This is a genomic window from Streptomyces acidicola (assembly GCF_009377235.1).
Lineage (GTDB): Bacteria > Actinomycetota > Actinomycetes > Streptomycetales > Streptomycetaceae > Streptomyces > Streptomyces acidicola.
Window position 1 is genome coordinate 15,676 of record NZ_VMNX01000007.1, and the last position, 25,567, is coordinate 41,242.

The 25,567-nt window shown below is 70.4% G+C and carries 20 protein-coding genes; 11 read left to right on the top strand and 9 right to left on the bottom strand.

Features of this window, described 5'->3' with window-relative positions:
• Positions 1-51: 51 nt before the first annotated feature.
• Positions 52-2,232, bottom strand: a complete 2,181-nt coding sequence (locus FPZ41_RS04435; RefSeq protein ID WP_152859311.1) for a glycoside hydrolase family 36 protein — start codon at positions 2,230-2,232, stop codon at positions 52-54.
• A 327-nt stretch (positions 2,233-2,559) separates the two neighbouring features.
• Here FPZ41_RS04435 and FPZ41_RS04440 point away from each other — a divergent pair, with 327 nt between their 5' ends.
• On the top strand, positions 2,560-3,546 hold the full coding sequence (locus FPZ41_RS04440) for a LacI family DNA-binding transcriptional regulator (RefSeq protein WP_407698749.1): 987 nt from the start codon (positions 2,560-2,562) through the stop codon (positions 3,544-3,546).
• An 81-nt stretch (positions 3,547-3,627) separates the two neighbouring features.
• Here FPZ41_RS04440 and FPZ41_RS04445 read toward each other — a convergent pair whose 3' ends face one another.
• From FPZ41_RS04445 to FPZ41_RS04460, 4 genes are all read right to left on the bottom strand, one after another.
• Positions 3,628-4,635 (bottom strand): PfkB family carbohydrate kinase, encoded by a 1,008-nt coding sequence (locus FPZ41_RS04445; RefSeq protein ID WP_152859315.1) that lies wholly within the window; start codon positions 4,633-4,635, stop codon positions 3,628-3,630.
• The gene (locus FPZ41_RS04450) at positions 4,632-6,125 is read right to left on the bottom strand and encodes a purine-cytosine permease family protein (RefSeq protein WP_152859317.1); all 1,494 of its coding nucleotides are present in this window, start codon (positions 6,123-6,125) and stop codon (positions 4,632-4,634) included. Before FPZ41_RS04450 ends, FPZ41_RS04445 begins: the two co-directional genes overlap by 4 nt.
• Positions 6,126-6,258: 133 nt before the next feature.
• Positions 6,259-7,266 carry an ADP-ribosylglycohydrolase family protein gene (locus FPZ41_RS04455; protein WP_152859318.1) on the bottom strand — a complete coding sequence of 336 codons (1,008 nt, stop codon included), beginning with the start codon at positions 7,264-7,266 and terminating at the stop codon, positions 6,259-6,261.
• Positions 7,267-7,312: 46 nt separating this feature from the next.
• Positions 7,313-8,035: a GntR family transcriptional regulator gene (locus tag FPZ41_RS04460; protein WP_152859320.1), complete on the bottom strand. Its 723-nt coding sequence runs from the start codon at positions 8,033-8,035 to the stop codon at positions 7,313-7,315.
• 325 nt (positions 8,036-8,360) lie between these two features.
• Between FPZ41_RS04460 and FPZ41_RS04465 the strand changes: the two genes are divergently transcribed.
• The 6 genes from FPZ41_RS04465 to FPZ41_RS04490 all read left to right on the top strand — a co-directional run bounded on the left by FPZ41_RS04465 (position 8,361) and on the right by FPZ41_RS04490 (position 15,903).
• Positions 8,361-8,963, top strand: coding sequence for an exonuclease domain-containing protein (locus FPZ41_RS04465; RefSeq protein ID WP_152859321.1), 603 nt, complete (start codon positions 8,361-8,363; stop codon positions 8,961-8,963).
• 271 nt (positions 8,964-9,234) lie between these two features.
• Positions 9,235-9,963, top strand: a complete 729-nt coding sequence (locus FPZ41_RS04470; protein ID WP_194235983.1) for a M23 family metallopeptidase — start codon at positions 9,235-9,237, stop codon at positions 9,961-9,963.
• Between the two features lie 277 nt (positions 9,964-10,240).
• Positions 10,241-10,942 carry a LuxR C-terminal-related transcriptional regulator gene (locus FPZ41_RS04475; protein ID WP_194235984.1) on the top strand — a complete coding sequence of 234 codons (702 nt, stop codon included), beginning with the start codon at positions 10,241-10,243 and terminating at the stop codon, positions 10,940-10,942.
• Positions 10,939-12,192: a sensor histidine kinase gene (locus tag FPZ41_RS04480; protein WP_152859327.1), complete on the top strand. Its 1,254-nt coding sequence runs from the start codon at positions 10,939-10,941 to the stop codon at positions 12,190-12,192. The genes FPZ41_RS04475 and FPZ41_RS04480 overlap by 4 nt, the downstream gene beginning before the upstream one ends.
• Before the next feature lie 116 nt (positions 12,193-12,308).
• Positions 12,309-13,271, top strand: coding sequence for an NAD(P)H-dependent flavin oxidoreductase (locus FPZ41_RS04485; RefSeq protein ID WP_152859329.1), 963 nt, complete (start codon positions 12,309-12,311; stop codon positions 13,269-13,271).
• A 202-nt stretch (positions 13,272-13,473) separates the two neighbouring features.
• Positions 13,474-15,903, top strand: coding sequence for a SpoIIE family protein phosphatase (locus tag FPZ41_RS04490; protein WP_152859331.1), 2,430 nt, complete (start codon positions 13,474-13,476; stop codon positions 15,901-15,903).
• Positions 15,904-15,993: 90 nt separating this feature from the next.
• Here FPZ41_RS04490 and FPZ41_RS04495 read toward each other — a convergent pair whose 3' ends face one another.
• Entirely contained in the window at positions 15,994-16,473 is a 480-nt protein-coding gene (locus FPZ41_RS04495) for a carboxymuconolactone decarboxylase family protein (protein WP_131557637.1), read from the bottom strand.
• Between the two features lie 124 nt (positions 16,474-16,597).
• Here FPZ41_RS04495 and FPZ41_RS04500 point away from each other — a divergent pair, with 124 nt between their 5' ends.
• Both FPZ41_RS04500 and FPZ41_RS04505 read left to right on the top strand, forming a co-directional pair.
• A complete protein-coding gene (locus tag FPZ41_RS04500; protein WP_322619815.1) occupies positions 16,598-17,587 on the top strand; it encodes a pirin family protein in 990 nt (329 codons plus the stop codon).
• A 37-nt stretch (positions 17,588-17,624) separates the two neighbouring features.
• Positions 17,625-17,963 (top strand): GNAT family N-acetyltransferase, encoded by a 339-nt coding sequence (locus FPZ41_RS04505; RefSeq protein ID WP_152859332.1) that lies wholly within the window; start codon positions 17,625-17,627, stop codon positions 17,961-17,963.
• Positions 17,964-18,027: 64 nt separating this feature from the next.
• Here FPZ41_RS04505 and FPZ41_RS04510 read toward each other — a convergent pair whose 3' ends face one another.
• Complete coding sequence (locus FPZ41_RS04510; RefSeq protein ID WP_152859335.1) at positions 18,028-19,767, bottom strand: cellulase family glycosylhydrolase; 1,740 nt, start codon at positions 19,765-19,767, stop codon at positions 18,028-18,030.
• 279 nt (positions 19,768-20,046) lie between these two features.
• Here FPZ41_RS04510 and FPZ41_RS04515 point away from each other — a divergent pair, with 279 nt between their 5' ends.
• Together FPZ41_RS04515 and FPZ41_RS04520 are read left to right on the top strand one after the other, a co-directional pair.
• Positions 20,047-21,111 (top strand): LacI family DNA-binding transcriptional regulator, encoded by a 1,065-nt coding sequence (locus FPZ41_RS04515; protein WP_152859337.1) that lies wholly within the window; start codon positions 20,047-20,049, stop codon positions 21,109-21,111.
• Positions 21,112-21,362: 251 nt separating this feature from the next.
• Positions 21,363-22,874: a glycoside hydrolase family 43 protein gene (locus FPZ41_RS04520; protein WP_322619816.1), complete on the top strand. Its 1,512-nt coding sequence runs from the start codon at positions 21,363-21,365 to the stop codon at positions 22,872-22,874.
• A gap of 33 nt (positions 22,875-22,907) precedes the next feature.
• On the opposite strand, the gene FPZ41_RS04525 is transcribed toward FPZ41_RS04520, so the two are convergent.
• Both FPZ41_RS04525 and ftsH read right to left on the bottom strand, forming a co-directional pair.
• Positions 22,908-23,438 carry a CBS domain-containing protein gene (locus FPZ41_RS04525; RefSeq protein WP_152859341.1) on the bottom strand — a complete coding sequence of 177 codons (531 nt, stop codon included), beginning with the start codon at positions 23,436-23,438 and terminating at the stop codon, positions 22,908-22,910.
• A gap of 43 nt (positions 23,439-23,481) precedes the next feature.
• Positions 23,482-25,458, bottom strand: a complete 1,977-nt coding sequence (ftsH, locus tag FPZ41_RS04530; protein WP_322619817.1) for an ATP-dependent zinc metalloprotease FtsH — start codon at positions 25,456-25,458, stop codon at positions 23,482-23,484.
• Positions 25,459-25,567 lie beyond the last annotated feature (109 nt).

Consider the following 25,567-nt stretch of genomic DNA (forward strand, 5'->3'; position numbering starts at 1 on the left):
CGCTGTGCCGCTGTGCCGCTGTGCCGCTGTGCCGCTGTGTCGGTACGGCGGTCAGGCGCTCTCCGCCGGGTCAAGGGCGATCAGCACCGCGGACCCCTCGATCGGCAGGCCCACCCGCAGCGCGCGACCGCCCTCGTCCCAGTCGAGCCTCGTGCGCTCCCCAGCCTCGAACAGCACCCGGGGCCGACCGCCTGCGAGCGCGACCGTCACCGTCTCGGGCGCCCCGTCACGGCGCCACAGCGCCAGCAGCGTCGTACCGTCGTCCGCACTCAGCGCCAGGGCGAGCCAGCCGTCGCGCCAGCCCGGCAGGCCCAGCGGCCAGTGCGGGCGGGCGTTCGGCAGGAGGTGGCGGTAGGTCTTGTACGTGGCCAACGCCTCGCACACCAGCGCCATCCGGTCCTTGGCCAGCAGATCGGGGCGGCCGCTGAGGTGGACTCGGCCGAGCATGGCCGACACGAGCACCATGCCGAGTTCGGCCTCGGTGTGCTCGGCCTGCGGATACGCCCAGATGGCGCCCTGCTCCGGGGTGACCGCGGTGGGCGCGGCGGCGGCGATCGCGGGGAGCAGACGGAAGTCCTGCTGGTCGGTGACCGAGTGGATCGGCAGACGGGAGAGGATCGCGTGGTCGGTGCGGCTGCCGCCGGCCGCGCAGCTCTCCAGGACCAGGCCGGGATGGCGGTCGAGCACGCCGTCGAGCCAGTCGAGGTGGGCGCGGTTGTGGCCGAGCAGGCCGTCTCCAGGGCTGTCGGTGCCGTCGGGGCCGTCTGTGCCCGCGCCGATGTCGATGTTGTAGTCGAGCTTGAGGTATCCGACGCCGTAGTCGCGCACCAGCCGGTCCACGACCGCGTCGAGGTGGGCGCGGGCGGCGGGGTGCCGCAGGTCGAGTTGGTTGCGTCCCCACTCCACGACGCGGACGCCGTCCCGCCGGAAGAACGCCGCGTCCGGCAGTGCGGCGGCGACCGCGCCGCGCACCCCCACGACCTCCGGCTCCAGCCACAGCCCCGGCACCATCCCCGCCTCGCGGATCCGGTCGATCACCTCTCCGAGGCCGCCGGGGAACCGTGGCTCCGCCTCCTCCCACTCCCCCACCGCGTCCCACCAGCCCGGCACCCCGCCGGGGCCGACCGTGCGGGGCGGCTCGGCGTCGAACCAGCCGGCGTCGATGCAGAACACCTCTGCACCGGCGGCCGCCGCGGCGTCCACCAGGGGCAACAGTGCCCTGGTGCTGGGTTCGCCCATCAGGCTGTTCATGAAGTCGTTGAAGACGACGGGGAGTTGTTCGAGGTCGGGGTGCGGTCGGCGAGTGGCGCGCCGGTGGGTCGTCAGCGCGCCGACCGCCGCCTCCAGGCCGCCTTCCGGTACGACGGCCAGCGCGGCCGGGACGGTGTGAAAGGAGTCGCCGGGGGCGAGGCGGCGGCGCCACTGGTGTTCACGATCGGTGGGGCCGGAGAGGGTGAGGTAGACGTCGTCGAAGCGGTCGCCGAGCTCTGCGTGCCAGGAGCCGTTGTGCTCGATCTGCCAGAGCAGCGCCCGGCCGGTGGCCGTCTCCTCCAGGCAGCCCATCGGCAGGTACTCGGACGAGGACCAGGACCCGGTACTGGTCACGGCGACGCGGTTCTTCGATCCGGTCTGGCCGTACGCGACCATGCCGACGTCGTACAGGCCCCGCTCGGCGAGCGTCGCCCGGGACCAGCGGAACTCCCCGCTCCACGGGTTGGCGGCCAGCCAGAGGGACAGACCGTCCTCCCACCGCTCGCCGGCCGGGAGGTGGCGGGCCAGGTTGGAGAGGGCGAGGGACGAGACGTACTCCAGGGTCACCGGGGAGTCGCCCTCGTTCTCGACGTGTGCCTCCGTGTGCAGCACGGGCAGTCCAGGCCGCAGCCGGTACACGGCCGTCACACGCAACCCGGTCGTGTCGTCCGCCATCCGGACACGCAACGTCCGCACGCCTTCGTCCTCGTTCTCCTCATGACCGGTGCAGCGCAGACCTCGGGCGAGCGCACCGTCCACATGCCGCTTGCCCGACGTGCCCGACCGCCCGCTGCCGACGGTCTGGATCTCGACCAAGGGGAGCGCCCGCCGCGCGAGTCGCGCGCACAGGTCCGGCTCCCGCCCGGGATCGGGCAGGCCTGCCGGCTCGCCCACGGCCAGCAGCCGCGCGGGGCCGTCCGGGTCGAGGGATATGAGGAGCGACAACTGGTGGCTGCCCCAGCGCAGAGGGGTGAGCGTCATGGAGCGGCTCCGGCTACGGAGGGGGGAGGAAGAGCAGGCACAAAGCAATCCCGGAATCACGGAGTAAGGGAGCAACGGAGTAAAGGGCCAAGGGGGACCAAGGGACGAAGGGAAACGTTTACTGTGCGATCACGCTAGCTCCTCTCCTCCAGCTGCCGCAAGGCGCCCGGCTTGCAGTAACGTCGAGGCGTGACGGACAACGGGAACAGCGAGCGGCCCATCCCCCGCACGGGCCGGCCAGGAAAGCGGAAGCGGACCGACGCGCAGCAGGACCTCAGGGACAGGCCCAGCACGATCCGGGACGTCGCCTCGAAGGCCGGTGTTTCGGTGGCAACCGTTTCCCGCACCCTGGCCGGGAACTATCCCGTCTCCGACGAAACCAGGGCGCGGGTCATGGCCGCCGTCGAGTCCCTGCACTACGTGGTCAACGTGCACGCCAAGGCGCTCTCCGGGCGGGTCGCCGGCCCGGTCGCCCTGGTCATGAAGGACATCACCGGTCCGTCGCTCGCCCATGTCGCCGCCGGAGTGGAACAGGAGGCCGCCGACCGGGGCAGGCTGAGCCTGGTGTGCGCCACGCACGACGACCCGGCCCGCGAGGACGACCTGGTCCAGCTCATGCGGGAGCAGCACGCGGCCGCCGTCCTCCTCGTCGGCAGTGTGGTGCCGGACGAGGCGTACGACCGGCGGATGATCGGATACGCCGAGGCGTTGAACGCCGCGGGATCGCGCCTGGTACTGGTCGGCCGTCCGGCACCGGCGCCCGACCTGCCGGTGACCGTCGTGGACTACGACAACCGGGGCGGTGCCTTCCAGGCCACCTCGCACCTGCTCGCGTCCGGGCACCGGCGGGTGTTGTTCCTAGGCGGGGAGACCGGGCTGAGCAGCGGGGACGAGCGCAGGGCGGGGCACCGGGACGCGCTGCGCGCGCACGGCGTCGACCATGCCGAGGAGCTGGACACCGCGGGGACGTACACCCGGGCCTCGGGTTATGTCCGCACGCGGGACGCGTTGCGGGCCGGACTGGAGTTCACCGCCGTGTTCGCCGCCTCCGACGTGGTCGCGCTGGGCGCACTCGCCGCGCTGCGCGAGGCCGGCCTCGACGTACCGGGCGACGTGTCCGTGGTGGGTTTCGACGACGTGCCCTTCGCCACCGACCTGACACCGTCGCTGACGACGGTTCGGGTGCCCTACGAGGAACTCGGCCGCACCGCCGTACGCATGGCCCTGTCGCGCACACAGGCCCCCGCCGACGACCACGTCGTACTCGGCACCCAGCTCGTCATCCGCCGGTCGGTGCGCCGACTGGACTGGTAGGCACACTCGTTCGCGGACCTGCCGTCCGGCCTCTCCCCCGTATCCCGATCGCCGCCCTGGTGCGTGGCGCGCGCCGACGGGCTACCGCCGGAGCGCCGACGCCAGTTGCGCCGCTGACGGATCCTGGCCGAGGAAGTCGAGCAGCTCGGCGAGCGTCGGTGCGGTGGCGGGGCCGTGCCGGGTGACCGCGAAGGCCGCCGCGGCGTTGGCGCCCTGTGCGGCTGCGGCCGGGTCCAGCCCGTGGCCGAGGAGGGCCAGGAAAGCTCCCATGTGGGCGTCGCCGGCGCCGTTGCTGTCGACCGCGGTCACCCGGCGGCCGGGGAGGTGCTGGGCCTCGCCGCCGGGCGGGACCAGCCAGCAGCCGTCCGCGTCGGCCCGCAGCAGCACCCCGGTGCCGGAACCCAGCCGGGCGGCGAGCGCGACCGCCGCTTCACGGGCGTCGGCCAGTCCGGTCAGCAACCGTCCTTCACGCTGGTTGCAGCTGATCCAGTCGCAGCGCGCCAGGACGGGTTCCAGCACCTCCTCGGGGATCTCGGCGACCAGCGGACCCGGATCGAGGAAGACCTGGATGTGCTCCGGCAGCCGCTCCACGAGTGAGGCCAGGACCGGGCCGTTGACCGGGTAGGCGAGCCCGTATCCGGAGATCTGCACCATGTCGCCGGGTCGCAGCGCGGCGAGTACGGCTTTGGCGTCGGCCTCGGTCAGCCGGGCCTCCGCGCCGAGGCTGGTGGCGAAGGTGCGCTCGCCACCGTCGTCGACCAGGGCGACGCAGAACCCGGTGTCCGTCTCCGTGACCGGAGACAGCACCAGTTCGACGCCTTCCCGCGCGAGGTCCGTCCGTACTCGCTCACCGAACGGCCCTGTGCCGTGGGCGCCCGCGTACAGGGCCGGCATGCCCAGACGGCGGGCGGCGGTAAGGACGTTGAAGCCGCCGCCCGTGGTGAGGGCGGTGTCGCTGGAGATGATGTCGCCGCCGCGTTCGGGCAGTGCGGGCACCCGCATCACCAGGTCGACGATGGCGTTGCCGGCCAGAACCAGCCGGGCGCCCGTGACGACGCCGTTCTGACCGTTCACGTTCCGACTGCTCATGAGGTCTCCTGCGCGGCCGCAGCGGGAAGAACCTGCTGCTGGGGACGTTGTTCGGACGCCTCTTGGCGGACGGTGCCGTCCAGCCTGCGCAACAGCGCGTAGGCGCCGGCCGCGAGCGCCAGGGTCACGACCCATCCGAGCCCGTTGGACCCGATCCAGCTGTGGGCGAGCGGTCCGGAGAACCACACATCGGTCGCACTGGTGCTCGCCTCGGTGAACAGCAGGCCCACCACGATGGCCACCGCCCAGGCGATCATCGCGGCCCAGGCGAAACCACCGCGGAACCAGTAGCGGCTGGAGCGTCCGACGTTCATCAGGGCTTCGCTGTCGTAGGACCGACGAACCATGAGGTCCACCGCGAAGACGCCCACCCAGGCGGTGATCGGCACGGCGAGGAGGGTGAGGAAGGTGATGAACGGGCCGTAGAAGTCCTGGGCGATCAGGATGAAGTAGATCCCGCCCGCGAAGGTGACGACGACATCCAGGCCGACGGCGAGGGTACGCCGGACCCGTATGCCCAGGGTGATCATGGTGAGTCCGGCCGAGTAGACGGACAGGTGGTTGGAGAGCAGCAGCCCGCCGAAGGCGGCGATGAGGTACGGGATGGACATCCACGAGGGCAGCATCGCGTTGATCGCCGACACCGGGTCGGAGGCGGAGGCGAGGTCCGGCTCACCCGCCGCGAGCAGCGAGCCCAGCGAGATCAGCACGACCAGCGGAATACCGGCGCCGAAGGCGGAGGCGGCCACCAGCCTTCCGCCGGGGACCTTCCGGGGCAGGTAACGGGCGTAGTCGGCGCCCGCGTTGGCCCAGCCGATGCCGGTCCCCGCGGCGATCATGCCGATTCCCAGGACCATCGAACTCGCCGGTCCCACCGGCGCGCTGAAGACCTTGTTCCAGTCCACCGTGGCCGCGAGGAAGGCGATCACGATCAGGTTGAGCACGCCGAAGACGTAGGTCGCCCACTTGTTGATCCACATGATGGTGGCGTGCCCGAGTCCGCTGATCAGCAGCGTGCAGCCGATGAAGACCAGCAGACACACCACGGTGAGCACGGTGTTCCGCTTGATACCGAAGGCGACGTCGAGCAGCGCCAGCAGGGCGAACGCGGCCGTGGTGGTGTTGATGGTCTCCCAGCCGAGCCGGCTCAGCCAGGTGACCAGCGTGGGGCCCGCGTTGCCTCGTACCCCGAACACCGCCCGGGAGAGGGTGAGCGCGGGCGCTCCGCCCCGCTTGCCGCCGATGCTGAGTGCGCCCACCAGGGCGAAGGAGCCGAAGGACCCGAGCACGGCCACGATGGCCGCCTGCCAGAAGTTCAGGCCGCGGAAGCTGACGAGCGCCGCGCCGAGCGGCAGGCCGAGGATGCTGATGTTCGCGGCGAACCAGGTCCAGAACATCTGTCCGGCGTGGCCGTGGCGTTCGGTGTCCGGGACCGGCTCGATGCCTCTGGTCTCCACGGTGCCGACGCGGTCGTTCTCTGAAACCGCCATGGTCGTACCTGTCTTTCTCTCCGGTCTCTCCGGTGTCTCAAGTCGCTCCGGTCGAATCCGGTTGATCCGGTCGATCCGGTCTCTTCGGCCGGGGGTGCTCCGGTGCGGTGCGGGTTGGTGTGCGGGCGTGTGTTCACTCGGCCGGATCGGCGCGCAGTGCGAGCAGAGCGGTGGCCATCGGTTCCAGGTCGAGACCGTTGACCGAGCGCAGGGTGGCCAGTGCCTCGGCGGGCAGGCCGGAGGCGCCGCTGATGGCACCGGCGATGGCGCCGGCGATCGCGCCGATGGTGTCGCAGTCGCCGCCGAGGTTCGCCGCCAGCAGACAGGCCCGCCATGGGTCGCCGTCGGCGAGGGCCAGTACGGCGAAGGCCGCGGGAACCGACTCCTGGCTGGCGACGCTGGTGCCGACCAGATCGCATACGCGGTCCAGGGCCTGCTGCTCGGGCAGACCGCGGACCAGGTCCACGGCCCAGCCGATACGGGCGGCGATATCGGCGCCGGCGACCCAGTGGCCGCGCTCCGCGCCGGCCGCGGCCGCCGTGATCGCCGCGTCGAAGGCGTCCTCCAGGTCACCGCCGTCGACGCCCCGGCTCACCGCCGCGGCCACGGCGGCGGCGGAGGCTATGCCGATGGTGGTGTCATGGGTGACCTGGCACGCCGCCGCGACCTGGTCGAGGAAGCGCTCCAGCGGTGTGTGGGAGAAGGCGATGCCGACAGGGGTGATCCGCATGGCCGCGCCGTTGGTGGCACCGGACTTGCCCGCCTCCTCCGGCGGTACACCGCGGGACACCGCTTCCAAGGCGGCCTTGGTGGAGGGGCCGAGCAGATCGAAGGAGCCCTTGGCCTTCATGTCGCGCTCCCACTCCAGGAGCTCGTGTGCGAGCCGCAGCGGGTCGATACGACCGCCGGACTCGGTGAGCAGCCGGCCGACGATGACGGCTTGGTCGGTGTCGTCCGTGACCGAACCGGCGGGCATTCCGGCACTCACCGGATTGTCCGACGGACCGGGCTCGAACCCGGTGACGGTGCCGAACCGGGCGACAATCGAACGCCGGGACATGATCTGGGTGGGCATCCCCAGTGCGTCGCCCAAGGCCAGGCCGTACAGGGCGCCAAGGGCGCGGTCATGCTGGTGGTTCATTCGGGCTTCCTGTGAGTGTGCGCGTGTACGTCGGTTATGAGCCGGGTCATTCCGGCTGTGGCTGCTCGCCGAAGCCGAGGTGCAACTGGAACCGGGCGGGGTCGAGCAGGCTGGTCACCTGCTCCACGACCCGGCCGTCCGCTCCGCGGCTGACCCGGCGGGTCCTGAGCCAGGTCTCGCCCCCCGGGCGGCGGAGCAGCGCCGCTTCGTCGGCGGCCAGCGGCTGCACGCTCGCCCACTCGTCGCCGTGGGTGGCGCGCAGCCCCGCCGCAGCCAGGGTCTTGGTGAGCGAGTCGTCCAGCAGCCCGCGCAGCGGGACGTCGGCCAGGGCCGGGGCCAGCGGAACCCTGCTGCGCTCCAGTGCGACGGGTGTGCCCTCCGGAAGCACGCGCATCCGGTCGAGCACCATGAACTCGGTTTCCTCGACACCGAGTTCCTCGGCCAGCCGGGCATCGCGCACCGCCTCGAGGCGGAGGATCTCGGTGGTGATCCGGGCACCCTGGTCGGCCAGCGCCCTGGTCCATCCAAGCGTGTTGTCCAGCAGGCTGCCGTCGAAGGTGACGAACGAGCCGACACCAGCGTGCGTGGAGATCAGTCCTTGCCGGCTGAGCTCGTCCAGCGCTTGGCGGACGGTGGTCCGGCTGACCTCGAAGCGCCGGGTGAGCGCGTGTTCGCCGGGCAGCCTGCTGCCCGGCTCCAGGGTGCCGCTCTGGATCTCGCGGGCCAGGACACGGGCGATGCGCTGATGCTTGAGGACCTGTTTGGGCATGGCTGGAAGCTAGCCATACATGTCCAGTCTTGTCTAGAGTCAGATGTCTGCAACGTTCAGCGGCCGTCGGTCGAGGCGCAGTGCACCCTGAGCCCGCTGTGCGTGATGCGTCAGCCCGGTCTTCCGCGCGACCCCCAGGGTGGGACGCAGCCCTTGTGCCGCAACTTGCCACACAAGGCAATGAAGGCTGTACTCCCCATTAATAAATGGCGGTGATTCTGCGAGGGCAGGCGAAGTAGCCCTGGCGGGAAATCGTCTCTGCCGGCGCAAGAGCGCAAGGGGCAGGGCTAGCCTGTCAGCGACCCGCACCAGAGGGAGATCAATTTTGCGCACGTTCGTTCTATTCGACCTGGAATTCACGTCATGGCCAGGGGCGCTCGAGCAGGACTGGGGGGCGTCAGGGCAGCTTCGCGAGATTGTGCAGATCGGCGCGCTCCGCCTGCGTGAGGACTTTTCCATCGTCGAGGAGTACGAAGCGCTGGTCCGGCCCACGGCCAATCCACAACTGTCCTCGTACTTCACCGAGCTCACTGGAATCGACCAGGAGACCGTGGACCGTGAAGGGCTCTCCCCGGCAGCCGCACTTGGCGACTTCCTGGGCTTCTGTCGTGGTCAGTCCGTACTCTCCTACGGCAACGACATGGTCGTTCTCGGGGAGAACGTGGGTTGGGCGCGAGCCCGGGGTGAAGAAGTCAAGAACAGCTACCTCGCTGCCCATTTCCTGAATATCCGCCCTTGGCTGAACGCCATCGCACCGACGACGGCGACAGTCAACGTGGGTCGCCTGTGGCAGGTTCTGGATCTCCCCAGGCCCGCGGCCGGGAAGGAGCACTCGGCTCTTTTCGACTGCTATTCCTTCGCGGCAGCCATCAAGCACTTGTGCAGCACCGGGGCCGCCTTGCCGGAAGGGTGCCTGCAGCGTTCTTGAGCGGGGCTTTCAGCCGTCTGATCCGTGACCGACTCAGTGAGTTACGCACGCGCCACGCCGGCCTTCCCCCAACTCGTACCGGCGATCCGGAAACCGCATCCCACACCCTGCACCACAACCCCTGTCGTGCGAATTACCGACAGAGCGCACCCTGATCCGGCGACGCCTCCGCTGTCACTCTTGGGCGGCCAACAGATGGACAGACACTTCGGCACCCCTGTCTGTCACCCCCCAGGGAGGCTCCATGCGTTCCAGACGCTCACTACGTTCCATGCGGATCCGAGGGCCGAGATCCGCTGCCCACCCCACTGCCCAGCCCGCTGACGGCGCCCGACGCGGCGCACGCCCGGGGCGGCTCGCCCTGGTGCTGACCGCGGCGGTGGCGGCGCTCGCCGCCCTCGTCTCCGTGCCCGCCGCGTCCGCCGCACCGGCCGCGCCGTCGGCGATCGCCGGCTGCGTGGACTGGCCGACCAGCAAGTTCCTGCAGACCCCGCTGACCTCCAAGGCCAACGGCGGTGCGGGCTACGCCTGGCAGAACGGCAGCTACTACGGCGAGGGCTACCACGTCAACTGCAACGCCGCCGGCAACATGAACCAGTACTACGCGCTCGACCTCGGCATGGCCCAGGGCGACGAGGTGCTTGCCCCCGGCGGCCCCGGCACCGTGCTCTACGCCGGCTGGGCCCCGGCCGGCTGGGAGACCTGCGGGCAGTACATCGTCGTGGACCACGGCGGCGGCTACTGGAGCGTGGTGTGCCACCTGAGCAGGATCATGGTCAGCAAGGGCCAGCAGATCACCGACGCCACCGTCATCGGCCTGGTGGGCGGCACGGGCGGCTTCGCTCCGCATCTGCACTTCTCGCTCATGTACAACGCCAAGCTCACCGCGGCCGGCGGCGTCTACGGCGGCCAGAGCGCCCAGCCGCGCCGTCTGTGGCACCTCGGCTGCGGACAGGGCTACTACGAGTACATCAACAAGGGCCAGAAGGTCTGCTACTGACGTACTGACCACTTCGGGCACCGGACACCGGGCCGGGCTCCGCCACCACGCCGGGAAGGCTCCGCGCAGCACGGGAAAGACGCCGCGCGGACACCGGGGGCGGAGTCCGGCCCGGCTCTCTGTGCCTCCGCACTTTTCTGCGGCGGGAGGAAGGTAAACAATGTCCGCCGATGACCATGACCATGACCGTGCCCCTGCCCCTGCCCCTGCCCCTACACATGCGCCTGTCGCCCCGGCGCCGCCCTCCCGCGGTGGCCCGGCCGCCGAGGACGCCGGCTTGATCACCGTCGCGGTGGTGGACGACCACCCCCTCGCCCGGCACGGCGTCGCCCACATCCTCGGCGCCCCGCCGGGCTCGGGCATATCGGCAGACACCTCCGGGGCGGCATCGGGGGCCGTGTCCGTATCCGTGTCCGTGGGATCGCTCGCCGAACTGGAGGACGCGCTGGCGGCCGGTGCGGCCCCCGACGTGATCGTCATGGACCTCTACCTCGACGCTGACACCCCAGCCCTGGACGGGGTCGCGGCGCTCGCCGCCACCACCCGGGTCATGGTGATGTCCGCCTCGGGGCGGCCCGCTGACGTACTCGGCGCGATTCGGGCCGGTGCCTGCGGCTACGTCACCAAGCACTGCAGCGCGGAGCTGTTCGTGTCGGCGGTGGAGACGGTGGCCGCGGGCGGTTTCTCGCTCTCGGCCGAGCTGGCCGACATCCTCCAGGCCGAGCTGACCCGGGTGGGCGGCGGCCCGGCGGCCCCCGGGAGCCCCCGGCTCTCCGCCCGTGAGGAAGAGACGCTGAGCTATGTGGCACGCGGCTTCACCCACGCACAGATCGCCACGCGGCTAGGCGTGCGCAAGACCACCGTGGACACGTACGTCGAGCGGATCCGGGCGAAGCTCCAGGTCGGCAACAAGGCCGAGCTGACCAGGGCCGCGCTGGCGAGGATGCGCCGCGACTCCACGGGGCGCGCGCCACTGTGACGAGGGCGGAGGAGGTAGCGGACCCCGGGTGTGGCGGGGCCCTGCGCAACGAGCGGATCGTGCTGCGGGCGTATGTCCTTTTCCGGCTCGGCGGGCTGCTCCAGGTGGCCATCGGCGCGGTCGCGACCCACCCGCACTACCGGCCGCTCTGGGCCGGTCTGGCGCTGTGCGCGGCGGTGTTCGCCGAGAGTCTTGCGCTGGTGGCCGTGGCGTTACGGCGCCGGCGGGTGCCACCGCCCGCGCTCGCGGTCGCGGACTCCGCCGTACTGGCCGTCGTCCTGGTGGTGGGCGGCGGGCTGGCCGACCACACGCACGGCTCCACCTGGGCGTACTTCGCGTATCCGTTCAGCCTGCTGGCCAGCATCGGCTTCGGGCTCGTGGTCGAACGGCTGGCGGCCGTTCTCGTACTGGCCGCCGTGCCGGCGAGCGCGTACGCCGCCACCGCCGTGCTCCGGCTCGGCGAACCCGTGTGGAACGCTGTCCCCAACGGTGTCCCCTACCTGGCCAACGCGGGCATCGCCTGGGCCGTGGCCCGCGCCCTGCGGCGCACCGGACGGGAACTGGACGCGGCCACCTCCACCGCGGCCGCCCGAGAGGCGGAACTCGCCGCCGAACGGGAGCGGGTCCGGCACGCACGCCTGCTGCACGACCGGGTGCTGCAGACCCTGGAGACGCTGGCTCGTACCCCCTGGGTCACGGATCCGGGGTTACGGGCCCATGTGCGGGCGGAGGCGGTATGGCTGCGCGGGTTCGTGCGCGGCGAGCACCCGGCGCCGGGCGGTGCAGGCTCTGACGGCCGACACGGCCCGGACGGCCAGGACGGTACGACGCACCTGGCGCACGGGCTGTCGTCCCTCGCGGAGGACATGGCGCGCGTCGGCCTCGCCGTGGAGCTGAACACCGCCCAACTGCGCAGCGCGGGCCGCCGGGAGGGAGCCGGGGCGACCGTCCCGGCCCTGATCGTCGAGGCCCTGGTCGACGCCACCCGGGAGGCCCTGGCCAACGTCCTCCGGCACGCCGGAACCGAACGGGCGGTGGTACGGGCGGAACTGTCCGGGAACGCGGTCCTGGTCAGCGTCCTCGACAACGGCACCGGCTTCGACCCGTCCGCGGTGCCGGGCGGCGGCCTGGGCCTGCGCAGCTCCGTGCGGGACCGGGTGACGGGTGTCGGCGGCCTGGTACAGGTGGAGTCGGCTCCCGGCGCCGGGACGTACGTGGAGATGCGAGTACCGCTGTCCGCTACGAGGTGACAGCGACCGCACTGCTCGAACACGCCGAGGCAGCGGGCACGTCCTACGCCGCGGCGCAGAGGTTGGGTTGCCGCGTTTGTGCGCCCGTCCGTCCGGCGACGAGCGAGGATGCGGGCATGGCGTTGTCGACGGCGTTCACAGAGATGTTCGGCGTGCGGTACCCGATCGCGCTCGCTCCGATGGGCGGGTCGGCCGGCGGCGCGCTGACCGCGGCTGTCTCCCGGGCTGGAGGGCTTGGGCTGCTCGGCGGCGGATACGGGCATGCGCAGTGGCTCGACCGCGAGCTGCCGATCGTCAGCGAGGGCACCGACAAGCCGTGGGGTGTCGGTTTTCTCACCTGGGCGATCGATGTCGGTGCGGTGGAGCGTGCGCTGGAGCACGGCCCGCGGGCGGTGATGCTGTCCTTCGGCGACCCGAGCCCGTTCGTGGACCTCGTCCGGCAGGCCGGAGTGGCGCTGATCCTTCAGGTCACCGACTTGGAGGAGGCCAGACGTGCGGTGGATCTGGGCGCCGATGTCATCGTGGCCCAGGGCACCGAGGCCGGTGGGCACGGAGCCCGGCGCGGGCGGTCCACCTTGCCGTTCGTGCCCGCCGTGGTGGATCTGGCGGCACCCGTGCCGGTACTGGCGGCCGGTGGGATCGCCGACGGCCGGGGCGTGGCCGCGGCCCTGGTGCTGGGCGCTGCCGGAGCGGTCATCGGCACCCGCTTCCAGGCCACCACCGAGGCCCTGGTCGACCCCTCGATCACCAAGGCGATCCTCGAGGGCGGTGGGCAGGACACCGAGCGCAGCCGCGTGCTGGACATCGCCCGCGGCGCGCGCTGGCCGGAGCAGTACACCGCCCGCACCCTCGGCCATCCCCACCTCGACCGATGGCGCGGCCGGGAGGCCGAACTCGCCGCCGATCCCCAGGCGCGTCAGGACTACCAGCACGACGTGGCCCGCGGTGCCGTACCCCCGCTACCGGTCTGGGCCGGCGAGGGCGTCGACCTCATCACCGACCTGGCCCCGGCAGCCGACCTCGTCGCCGCTCTGGCCACTCAGACCGAGGACGCACTGACCCGAGCGGGACGCCACTGACACACCCACGCCGGCACCCGCCGCCGGGGCGCCCGCGCGGTTCCGGTTCCTGTGCCACGCGCCGCGGGTGAAGCCGTTCAGGACTCCGCCATTGCAGCCGTGCACATGACATCTCCCCCTCCCCCACAACCAAACTCGCGACATTTGCGACACTTAACCCGATTGCGCCGATTAAGTTGTTTATGATCAAAGGTGAGGTTTGGTGTCAGACAGGGGGCAGGCCGAGGGGCTGCCGTTCCACGAGCGCGCTGTGACCGGTGTCGGGCTCGTGGCTCAGGGTGCGGCTCTGGTGGCCGCACTGTTCGGCGCGGCTGGCCTGTTCGGCTGGGTCCTCGGCATCGATGTCCTGAGGGGCGTGCTGCCCGGCGTTGCCGGATCCATGAAGCCGAACACCGCCCTGGCGCTGCTGGCGCTGGGGCTCTCCCTGGTCATCGCGGCCCGCAGATCCGTGACCGCGCGAATGACCACGGTGGCGCGTACGGCCGCAGTCCTTGCGGCCTTGATCGGCGTGCTCACTATTGTGGAATACGTCACCCAGGCGGACCTGGGCTTCGATCAGCTCCTCTTCCACGACGACACCGTCCAGGTGGCGACAGGGGCGCCCGGACGCATGGCACCGAACACGGCAGTGGCACTGATGCTCGCAGGCGTGGCGTCACTGTGCGCGACCACATTCCGGCTGCCCGCCTGGATGAGTCAGATCCCGGGCCTGGCCGTCCTCGCCCTGGGCATGCTGCGGCTCTACGGCTTCGCCTACGAAGTGCCTGAGCTGGAACGGTTCGGCGGCTACACGGCCATGGCCCTGCACACCGCGCTCGCCCTGGTGCTGGTGGGCCTCGCGGCCTTCCTGAGCCGGCCGGACGAAGGCCCTGCGGGACTACTGATGAACGCGGGCACCACGGGAGCACTGGGCCGCAGGCTGTTCGTCACCACCCTGGTCGCTCCGCTGCTGTTGGGCTGGATCGTCCTGGCCGGTGAGGACATCGGTCTGTACGAGACGCGTCTGGGCACCGCGCTGCTGGTGTGTGGCCACGTGACCGTGTTCACCGCGGTCATCTTCACGACCTTGAACGTGGGCCGACGTATCGAGGTGGCGCACGCCCGTGCCGAATGGCAGCTGCGGCAGAACGAACTGGTGCAGGCGTTCATGGACCACACGCCCGCGGTGATGTTCATCAAGGACCTGGACGGCCGCTTCCTGGCAGTGAACACGAGGTTCGAGGAGAGCATGGGCCTGCCCCGCGAACAGATACTGGGGCGCCCGGACCAGGACGTTCTGCCGCCGGACGTGGCGCGTCAGGCGCGGGCCGCCGACCTCGACATGCTGGCACGGGGCACCCCCGTCCAACGGCACGAGCATCTCAACCTGCCCGCGGGCCCGCAGGACTTCCTCGCCGCATTGTTCCCGCTCAACGATCCGTCCGGCGTGCCCTACGCCGTATGCGGTGTGTTCGTCGACATCACCGAACGGGTCGCGGCCCAGCGCGAGGTCCAGCAGGCCAACCAGCGCTTCCTCGCGCTGCTGGAATCCGGACCGGACGCCACCCTCATCACGGACGGCGACGGCACCATCGTCATGGCCAACGCGCAGGTGGAACCACTGTTCGGCCATGCCCCGGCCGGCCTCATCGGCACCAAGGTCGACAATCTGGTACCCGGCCCGCAGCGTCCCCGGCACAACGCGCTTCTGCGCCGGTACCTGCAGCTGCCCGACCCGAAGCCGACGGTGGTGGACAAGGACCTGTACGGGCTGCACAGCGACGGCGCCGAGTTCCCCGTCGAGGCGAGCGTCAGCACCCTCCAGGCCGAACAGGGAACGCTGGTGTTCCTGACCGTGCGGGACATCACGGAACGCAAGAAGGCCGAGGCCGAACGCGCCGAGCGCTACGAGCAGCAACGACGCATCGCCTACACCCTGCAGCACAGCCTCATGGGCGAACCGCCCCTCCTGCCGCACCTGCCCAGCGCCCACCGGTACTTCGCGTCCGTCCAGGACCCCGGGGTCGGCGGCGACTGGTTCGACATCATTCCCCTGGACAAGGACCGTACCGGCATCGTCATCGGAGACGTGATGGGCCGGGGCCTCGACGCGGCGGCCGTCATGGGCCAGCTGCGCGCCGCCGCCCACGCACTGGCCCGCACGGGCGTACCACCCGGCCAGCTCATGACCGGGCTGGACGCGTTCGTCAGCGACCTGGCGGACCAGCTCGTCACCTGCTGCTACCTGGTGATCGACCAGGGCACCCGCGAGGTCACCCTGTGCTCGGCCGGACACCCCCCGGTCATCGCGCTGAACCCCGAAGGCCCTGCCAGCCGGCTGCAGGCACCGGTCAGTGTGCCCCTGGGCGTCAACGATTCGTCCGGCGGCGAGCCGTACGAGCAGACGACCCACCGGCTGCCGCCGGGCAGCACACTCGCCCTCTACACCGACGGACTGGTCGAGCGACCGGGCACCGACATCGACGTCCAGATCGACGTCCTCGCCCACACCCTCGATGTCACGCTGAAGGGCGCCCCCGCGAGCCCGGAGCACCTCGATCATGCCGCAGCCCAGCTCATCGGGACCCTCCTTCCCGACTCGGCCGCCCATGACGACGACGTGACACTGCTCCTGATCGGCGTACCCGAGTGATCCGCGTACCCGAGTGACCGGCGTACCCGAGCGATTGGCGTACCCGAGCGATTGGCGCGGCCGAACTCCGGCAACAACCCCCGGGACCGTCTACTGCGGCCGTACCGGATGCTTGCTCATGATCGAGACGCGGTTGAACGCGTTGATGGTGACCGCCACCCAGATCACGGCGGAGATCTGGTCGTCGGTGAGCACTTCGCGGGCCGTGCTGTAGGCGGTCTCCTGAAGTGCCGCGTCACCGGGGTCGGTGGTCGCCTCCGCGAGTGCGAGCGCCGCGCGTTCGTCCGGGGTGAACAGTTCGGTGTCCCGCCAGGCTGCCAGCACGCCGAGCCGCTGCGCGGTCTCACCCGCGCGCACGGCCGCCCTGGTGTGTACGTTGAGGCAGTAGGCGCAGCCGTTGATCTGCGACACGCGCAGATTGACCAGTTCCACGAGCGTCCGGTCGAGCCCCGCCTCGGAGGCGACCGCGCGGACCGCTTCCGAGGTCTGCACCAGTGCGTGGTAGGCGGTGGGGCTCTGCTTGTCGATGAAGATCCGCTGAACCGCGGACCCGGTCGCGTGGGTGCTCAACCTGGGACTCCTCCGGGGCCTGTCCGGCTCCCTCGTCGTGTGGTGTACACCTGTTGGTGCCACTGCCTGTCACACGGCATGATAGTTGAATGTATAACAATTTTCGGGTGGGAGGCGGTCCCCAGTGAGCAATGTCGAAACGAAACCCATGGAACTGCGGTGCGGCGCAGCGGTGGACGGCGAGCGGCCGGCCGGGGCGGCGCGGGTCGACGTACTGACCCCGCGTGATGTGCCCCTCGGCGGTCCCCGGGCGATGACCGTGCGACGGACTCTGCCGCAGCGGGCCCGGACCCTGATCGGCGCCTGGTGCTTCGCCGATCACTACGGCCCCGACGACGTCTCGGCGACCGGCGGCATGGATGTCGCCCCGCATCCGCACACCGGGCTGCAGACGGTGAGCTGGCTGTTCAGCGGGGAGATCGAGCACCGTGACAGCCTCGGCAGCCACGCCTACGTGCGGCCCGGCGAGCTGAACCTCATGACGGGCGGCTACGGCATCTGCCACTCGGAGGTCTCCACCCCGCGGACCACCATCCTGCACGGCGTCCAGTTGTGGGTGGCCCTGCCGGAGGAACACCGCAACACCGAACGGGACTTCCAGCACTACGCACCCGAGTCCGTACGGATCGACGGGGGCGAGATCAGGGTCTTCCTGGGATCCCTCGCCGGTCGCGCCTCCCCGGTGCGGACCTTCACGCCCCTGCTCGGCGCCGAGATCGTCCTCCAGCCGCGCGCGGCCCTCACGCTCGCCGTGGACCCCGGCTTCGAGCACGGCCTCCTGGTCGACCAGGGAGAGGTACGCCTGGCCGACACCCTGGTCGGCCGCGCGGAGTTGGGCTACGCCCACCCCGGCGTCGACACGCTGACGGTGACGAACGAGTCGGACGCCGTCGCACGGACGGTCCTGCTCGGCGGTACCCCGTTCGAGGAGGAAATCGTCATGTGGTGGAACTTCATCGGGCGCAGCCATGAGGACATCGCCAAGGCCCGCGACGACTGGCAGAACTCCTCCGATCGCTTCGGCGCCGTCGAAGGGTATCCGGGCGACCGTCTTCCCGCCCCCGCCCTGCCGAACGCCGTCATCACGCCACGCAGGAACCCGCCGCGCGACTGATTCCGACGCGTCATCAACCCCCTCTGAAAGGCACCCCATGAGCCAGCATTCCGCCGCCACGACCGTCGAGCGGGCAGACTCCAGGAACCGCTACGAAATCCTGGTCGACGGCAAGCGCGCCGGACTCACCGCCTACCGCGACCGCGGTGAACAGCGCGTCTTCTTCCACACCGAGGTCGATGACGCCTTCGCCGGACAGGGCCTGGCCTCCCGGCTGGTCCAGGAGGCGCTCACCGACGTGCGCGCCTCGGGAAAGCGGATCGTGCCCGTCTGCCCGTACGTGGCCAAGTTCCTGAAGAAGCACGACGAGTTCGCCGATATCACCGACCCCGTGACACCCGATGTCCTGCAGTGGCTGGAGACGGAACTGGGCTGACCGCTCGCGCACGCCGAGGCCGAGCCGTTGAGGTGGTGTCGGTGTCGATGTCGGTTCACTGAGGTCAGGCGGTTGTCCCGGTCAGGGTGTCTCCCGTCCTGGTGACGTAGTACGTCACCAGGACGCCGCTCCAGAAGTGGAAGGTGAGCGTGACCCGGGAGCCGTCCCTCAGCGAGTTGGCGAAGTCGGGGGTCAGCTTGATGGAGTCGCCGGTGTACGCCGAGAACGCGGTGTCCCACTGCTGATAGGGAGTCCAGCTCGCTGGGCCCGCGTTGCTTCCGTCGTCGTACCTGGCCTCCATCGTCGCCGGCATGTCGCCCCGGAACCGGGTGGGGATGGTCACGCCGCCGCTGGTGGTCCCGGAGGCGTTCGACAGGACCGGTGTGTCATATGTGATCACGTCGATCCGCCATGGCACACCGCGGGAGAACCCGGCCTCCAGCGTCGCGTTGACTCCGTACGTCCGATCGCCGGCCAGCTCGGTGAGGGCGGCGGCCGTCAGGGTGAGCTGGTTGCCGGAGACGGTGTAGTCCCTGCCATGGACGAGGGTGCGGGAGCCGTGCCGCAGTCCCTCGAAGTCGGTGCCGTTCGGGTTGAGCGTGAGCGTCCGGCTTGTGACGGCGCCCGACTTCGGCATGAACAGCAGGTCGCTGGCGGCAGTGCCCGAACGCGTGGTCCAGCTCGACTTGATCTGGGCGAAGAGCTCCGGGTCCCGCCATTGCAGGGTATTGCGGTTCAGGAACTGACCGGCGTCCCACAGCATGGTGGTGAGCTGCCGCTCGCGGGCGTAGTTGCCCAGGAACTCGAAGTACTTGCGCTGCTCGCCCCGCTCGATGATGCCGGGGCGGTTGTGGTCGTAGGCGAGCAGGGCGTACTCACCGATGACGACCGGGATGCCGTGTGCGACGAAGGTGTTGTACACGCGGTCGAACGTCTCGGTGAGGTCCTTCTCCGAGGTGGCGTCGAACCGGGTGTATCCGGCGATGTTCACGCTGAACGGCCACCATCCGTAGAAGTGGACGGTCGTGACCACCATGGGATCGCGCAGAGCGGTGAGGTGGGCGGCCAGCGCATCCAGCCGTCCTTGGTCGGCATTCGTGTAGAGGGTGGGCAGGACGAGCAGCCGGTCGGTGTTGCCGCCGCCGGAGGCGCGGACGATCCGGTGGAAGGCGGTGTTGAGCTCGTCCAGCAGCCGGTAGTTCTGGTCGTCTCCGGAAGTGCCGCTGAATGTTGGTTCGTTGATGCTCTCGAACACCAGCCTGGACGGCTTGTCCCGGAACTCCGCCGCGATCTGGGTCCAGGTGGCGGTGTACCGGGCGAGGACGGCGTCGTGATCCGCCGAGAGGTTGTTGACCCACATCCATGAGTCGTGATGCATGTTGATCATCACGTACAGGTCTTCGTCCAGCGCCCAGTCGACGACCTGCCGCACCTTCGCCATCCAGGCCGGGGCGATCGCGTAGTCGGGTGCGGCGCCCTGGTGGACGCCCCAGGTGACGGGCAGTCGGATGCTCCTGAACCCCTCCGACTTGACCTTCCTGAGGAGCTCCCTGGTCACGGGTGGGTTGCCCCAGGACGTCTCGTCGGGGATGGCGTCGTAGGTGTTGCCCAGATTCCAGCCTGGCTGCATGGCCGCCACCGCGGCGCGGGCGGCCGGGGCGCTGGGCGGGGGCGGGTCGGCTGCCCGGGCGGTGGCCGGCAGCAGCGGAAGCAGGCATACCGCCAGGAGCAGTGCCGTGAGTCCCGGCACGAAACGCGGTAACCAGCGTCCGCGGCGAAAGAAGCTTGACCGTCTCCTCGTCATCACGTGCACCTTCCGGCTCGTGGGCGGCACGGACCCGGCAGGGCCCTGCCAGACACTTCGACACGTGGCCGGCCTCAAGTCGGCCATGAACCCGATAGAAACCTGATGAAAACTCGATGAAGATGGAAACTTTCTCTGCTCGCGGTCGGAGAAAGTAACATGACGATGTGTCATAGGCCACAGGTTCGTCAGCACGAGATGCGAGACTTGCCGTCGGGCACACCCACGCGGCACTGTTCAACGAGCTTTCGTCCTCGCGGCTGTTGGGCAGGCTGTTCGATGACCGGGAAGGCGACCTTGGCGGACAACGCAGCTGACGGACCGGCGGACCACGAGAGCGGCCGAAGCGACTCGTCCAGGCCGGTGACCATCGCGTACATCGCCGAGTCGGCGGGGGTGTCGGTCCCGACCGTGTCCAAGGTGATCAACGGCAAGTCGGGGGTTTCCGCGGACACCCGCGCCAAAGTCGAGGAACTGGTCAACCGATACGGGTATCGCAAGCCCAGTGGTGCCAACCGGAGCAACGTCGTGGAACTGGTGTTCCGCGAGCTCAAGGACATGTGGGCGGTGGAGATCATCCGGGGTGTGGAGCGGGTGGCCCGCCGGCACCGCGTGGGCCTCATGGTGTCCGAGTTCGGCCTGCACGACGCCACTCCGACCTGGGACGACACCGTCTCCCGGCGCCCCAACTGCGTTCTGTCCGTGGCCCAGCTCTCCGCGGTCGAGCGGGAGCAACTGAGGGCGAAGGGCATCCCGTTCGTCGTCTTCGACCCGACCACGGAGCTGCCGGACGACGTCCCGTTCGTGGGCGCCACGAACTGGTCCGGCGGCCGGGCCGCGACCCGCCACCTCACCGAGCTCGGGCACCGCCGCATCGCGATGATCAGCGGACCTCAGGACGTGCTGTGCTGCTGCGCCCGGCTGGACGGGTACCGCTCCGCGATGCGGGCCGCGGGCCTGCCGGTCGATCCCGAACTCGTCGTACACACGGAACTCACCCGCGAGGACGGCTGTGCGGCGGCGCGTTCCCTGCTCGCCCTGCCCGAGCGTCCGACAGCGATCTTCACCGCCAACGACCTGCAGGCGCTCGGCGTGTACCAGGCGGCACGCGAGGCCGGAATGCGCATCCCCGATGATCTCAGTGTCGTCGGTTTCGACGACCTGCCGGTCGTGGCCTGGGTGGACCCGCCCCTGACCACCGTCCACCAGCCCTTGACCGAGATGGCCGTGGCGGCCACGGAGTTGGCGCTCACCCTCGGTCGGGGCGAGGCGGCGCCCCAGGTCGGCTTGGAGATCGCGACGACTCTGACAGTCCGGGCCAGCACGGCACCCCTCAAGGACTGAGATCGCAAGGCAGGTCTCCCTGTCTTACCGGCTACAGCCGGGGTGCGTCCGCGTCGGCCCGCGCCGGGAGGGGGACCTGTGCGGCCATTGACCCCATGCCTGGCCATGGCTACTCTCCGCCAGAGAAACTATCTGACACATCGTTCGAAAGTTTCGAAATCCCTGTCAGGTCAGGTGCTTGCCCGATTGCTCGTGGCCCCTGGTCACAGTGCCCCAGCCCTGTGGTCGAACCAGTGAAAGGACTCGACAGAGTGCCGAGCACGTCCGAGACCGGCAACACCTTCAACAACCCCGTGATCCCCGGCTTCCACCCCGATCCGAGCATCTGCCGGGCAGGCGCGGACTACTACCTCGCGTGCTCCAGCTTCGAATACTTCCCCGGCGTGCCCGTCTTCCACAGCCGGGACCTGGTGCACTGGACCCAGATCGGCAACGCGCTGGACCGGCCGGGCCAACTGCGCCTGCCGCCCGGCACGCCCTCCTCGGGAGGGATTTACGCACCGACACTGCGCCACCACGACGGACGGTTCTGGCTGATCGTCACCAACGTGAGCGGCGACGGCAATCTGCTGCTCACGGCCACCGACCCGGCCGGCCCCTGGTCCGACCCGGTCCGGCTGCCCGGCGTTCACGGCATCGACCCGGATCTCGCCTGGGACGACGACGGCAACTGCTGGTGTACCTACGCCGGAGTCGGACAGGTCCGCATCGACCCCCACACCGGGGAGACACTCGGTCCGCCACGCCGGCTCTGGTCGGGTGCCCCCGGCGCGAAGGCCCCCGAAGCACCGCATCTGCATCAGATCGGCGACTACTGGTATCTGCTCATCGCCGAGGGCGGCACGGAGCGGGGTCACGCCGTCTCGATCGCCCGCGGCCGCACACCCACCGGCCCCTTCGAGCCGTGCCCGGCCAATCCGATCCTGACCCACCGTGGCACCGACCACCCCATCCAGAACACCGGCCACGCCGACCTGGTCCAGGCACCCGACGGTTCATGGTGGATGGTGCTGCTCGGCGTACGGCCGCGGGGCGGCACTCCTGGCTGGCACGTACTCGGCCGGGAGACGTTCCTGGTGCCGGTCGACTGGGTCGACGGCTGGCCGGTCGTCGGCGCGCTGTCCCCCGTCATGCCCGCTCCCCCTTGGCCGTTGCAGCGCCCCGCAATGACGCCGGGCCGGGACGACTTCGACCAGAGCGAGCTGGCCCCGTACTGGATCTCGCCGCGTCACCGCTCCGCGCAGGACTGCACCACGAAGGAACAGCCCGGCCGGCTGACCCTGCGCGCCCGCGGTGGATCGCTCGACGAGACCGACGTGACGTTCGTCGGCCGACGGCAGCAACATCTGTCCTGCCGGGTACGAGCCCTGGTCGACACGGTGGAAGGACAGGGCGGCCTCGCCGTCCGCCTGGACGAGCAGCACCACTACGACATCGAGGCCTCGTCCGCGGAAGTACGGGTCCACGCCCGTGTCGGCGCCTTGAACGCGGTCGAGGCGTCCCGGCCCGCAGCCTCCGGGCCCGTGATCCTCCGTATCGACGTGACCGCCGTACACACGGTGAAGGACGCACGCACCGGCCCCGACACCATCGCGATCGGCGTCGAGGAACCGGACGGCACATTCGTCGAGCTCACGTCGCTGGACGGTCGGTACCTGTCGACGGAGGTCGCCGGTGGGTTCACGGGCCGGGTCATCGGCATGTTCGCCTCGGCCGGGTCCGTTCACTTCGACTGGTTCGACTACGAGCCGCTCGACGACTGAGCCGGCGGAGACGTACACGGCCGCGGCCGCTCGTCAGGGCACCGCCGTGCCGCGGTGGCCACGCAGAGGCGAGAGGCCGGGCAGCACCGTGGGCGGGGCCTGCGGCCGTGTGTCGGCGGGTTCTTTCTGCGCCGGACGACCGGCGAGGGCCGCGACGATGTCGGCTGCGGTCAGCACCCCCGCGAGACGCCCGTCCTCCTCCAGCACCGGGAGGGCGTCGGCCTCGGTGTAGCTCATGATGTCGGCCGCGTGGCGTACGGTCTGCTCCACGTGGACGTGCGCCGGTCTGTGGCCGGGCAGGAGTTGGTCCACGCGCAGCCCGGACAGCGAAGCGGCCGGTGTCGCGCAGGCGACCGCCACCTCGGCCCGGTCCAGCAGGCCTGCACAGCGGCCGTCCGGACGCACGACCGGGAGGTGACGGGAGCCGGAACGCTCCAGCAGTTCCCAGGCCACGAGCACGGTTTCGTCGACTGCGATCGTGACCACAGCGGTGTGCATCACGACGGCGACCGTCCGCGCCAGAACCTCCCGCTCGTCGGGAACCGTCCCTGGCTGCTGTTCCATGGTCGTCTCCAGCCTCACTCCTGTTCGCGGGCGTCACCGCGCGTCACGGGGAGGGAGTCGGTTTCCCTGCCGCGGCGGGGTGGTGACCGCCCGGCTGCTGTTGCTGTTGCTGTTGCTGTTGCTGTTGTCGGAGTACGTCGAGGACCACGGACCCGTCGACGGTCTCGCGGACGGTGAGCAGTTCGGCCAGGGCATCCAGGGCCTTGCGGTGGTCGCGCAGCAGGGCCACGGCGCGTTCCTCGGCCTGGCGCACCAGGCGGGCCGTCTCCTCGTCGACGATGCGCTGGGTCTGCTCCGAGTAGGGCCGCCGCAGCGTGTCCTCGGTGCTCTCGCCGCCGAGGTAGCGGGGGGCGCCGGAGCCGTACCCGATGGGCCCGAGGGTCGGGGACAGGCCGAACTCACGGACCATGCGGCTGGCGATCTGGGTGGCGCCGGCGAGGTCGTCGGCGGCGCCGGTGGAGCCTTCGCCGAAGACGACCAGCTCGGCGGCCCGTCCGCCGAGCCGGACGGTGAGCAGGTCGGTCAGATAGCTCTCGCTGTACAGGTGCCGTTCGACTTCGGGGAGTTGCTCGGTGGCGCCCAGCGCGGGCCCGGAGGGAAGGATGGTGACCTTGGCGACCGGGTCGGCGTTCTCGCACAGGGCCGCCATGAGCGCGTGTCCTGATTCGTGGACGGCGACGGAGTGGCGTTCCTCGGGGAGCAGGGCGTTGGTGGACTCCCGCCGGCCCAGCAGGAGCCGGTCGCGGGCGTCGTCGAGGTTCTGGGCGTCGATGATGGCACCGCCGGCCCGGACGGCGTTGATGGCCGCTTCGTTGACCAGGTTGGCGAGGTCGGCGCCGGAGAAGCCGGGTGTGGCCCGGGCGACGGTGTCCCAGTCGACGTCGGGTGCCAGGGTCTTGCCGCGGGCGTGGACGGTCAGGATCGCCGCCCGCTCCGTCTGGTTGGGCAGCGGTACCGTCACGTGCCGGTCGAAGCGGCCGGGGCGCAGCAGGGCGGGGTCGAGGCTCTCGGGCTGGTTGGTCGCGGCCAGCACCACGATGCCGCTGGCCTGGTCGAAGCCGTCCATCTCGGCAAGGAGCTGGTTGAGGGTCTGCTCGCGCTCGTCATTGCCGCCCAGCCGGGCGGCCCCGCCGCGTCGGCTGCCGACGGCGTCGATCTCGTCGATGAAGATGATCGAGGGGGCCCGTTTGCGCGCCTCGGCGAACAGGTCGCGCACCCGGGAGGCCCCCACCCCGACGAACATCTCCACGAACCCGGAGCCGGTCACCGACAGGAACGGCACCTGTGCCTCGCCGGCCACCGCACGGGCGATGAGCGTCTTGCCGGTGCCGGGCGGCCCCACCATGATCACGCCACGGGGGCCTTTGGCTCCCGCGACCGCATAGCGCTCGGGGCTGCGCAGGAAGTCGACGATCTCGCTGATCTCCTGCTTGACGCCCTGATAGCCGGCGACGTCGTCGAATCGGTTGGTCGGCCGTTCGGTCTCGATGATCTTGGCGCGGGACCGCCCGATGGCGCTGAGCCCTCCGCTCATCGTCTGGGCCGCGCGCCGCCCGGCCCAGACGAAGAAGCCGACGATGAGCAGCAGCGGCAGGAACAGCACCAGCAGTGCCCCGAGGGGGCTGCCGCTGCTGCTCTGGGAGGCGGTGATCTGCACGTGCTTGGACTCCAGCTGCTGTTCGAGGCGGCTGTTGTCCAGGGCGGTGGGTATCCGCGTGGTGAACTTCGTACCGTTCTTGAGATCTCCCTTGATGGCGCCCTTGTCGTTGATGTCGACGGCCTTGACCTGGCCGCTGGTCACCTTGCCGACGAAGGTGCTGTACGGGAGCGATGTGCCCTGCCGCGGTGAGGGGGCCTGCATCAGGATCGCGAGCAGCAGGGCCAGCGTGGCCAGGGGCAGCAGCCAGCGCCTCCAGGAGGGCGACGAGGCGGGCGCCGACGGCTTCGGTGGCTCGCGGGGAGGCCCCGCTTTGGCCGAGCGTGACAGGTGGCGGCCCGGCAGAAGGACTGATGTGATCACGGACGGCTCCCTCTGCGGAAGGACGGACCTCGGGCGAGGCCGTTCCCGGAATGCGAAGGGACGCGGATCGCGGGTGGGTCCTGCTTCAGGGATCAACGCCCCCTCCACC

Coding starts and splice junctions, on each gene's coding strand:
- FPZ41_RS04445 (WP_152859315.1), bottom strand. CDS start 4,635: ATGAGCAGTCGGAACGTGAACGGTCAGAACGGCGTCGTCACGGGCGCC.
- FPZ41_RS04450 (WP_152859317.1), bottom strand. CDS start 6,125: ATGGCGGTTTCAGAGAACGACCGCGTCGGCACCGTGGAGACCAGAGGC.
- FPZ41_RS04525 (WP_152859341.1), bottom strand. CDS start 23,438: ATGGAACAGCAGCCAGGGACGGTTCCCGACGAGCGGGAGGTTCTGGCG.
- FPZ41_RS04435 (WP_152859311.1), bottom strand. CDS start 2,232: ATGACGCTCACCCCTCTGCGCTGGGGCAGCCACCAGTTGTCGCTCCTC.
- FPZ41_RS04515 (WP_152859337.1), top strand. CDS start 20,047: ATGACCGGGAAGGCGACCTTGGCGGACAACGCAGCTGACGGACCGGCG.
- FPZ41_RS04470 (WP_194235983.1), top strand. CDS start 9,235: ATGCGGATCCGAGGGCCGAGATCCGCTGCCCACCCCACTGCCCAGCCC.
- FPZ41_RS04505 (WP_152859332.1), top strand. CDS start 17,625: ATGAGCCAGCATTCCGCCGCCACGACCGTCGAGCGGGCAGACTCCAGG.
- FPZ41_RS04510 (WP_152859335.1), bottom strand. CDS start 19,767: ATGACGAGGAGACGGTCAAGCTTCTTTCGCCGCGGACGCTGGTTACCG.
- FPZ41_RS04485 (WP_152859329.1), top strand. CDS start 12,309: ATGGCGTTGTCGACGGCGTTCACAGAGATGTTCGGCGTGCGGTACCCG.
- FPZ41_RS04455 (WP_152859318.1), bottom strand. CDS start 7,266: ATGAACCACCAGCATGACCGCGCCCTTGGCGCCCTGTACGGCCTGGCC.
- FPZ41_RS04460 (WP_152859320.1), bottom strand. CDS start 8,035: ATGCCCAAACAGGTCCTCAAGCATCAGCGCATCGCCCGTGTCCTGGCC.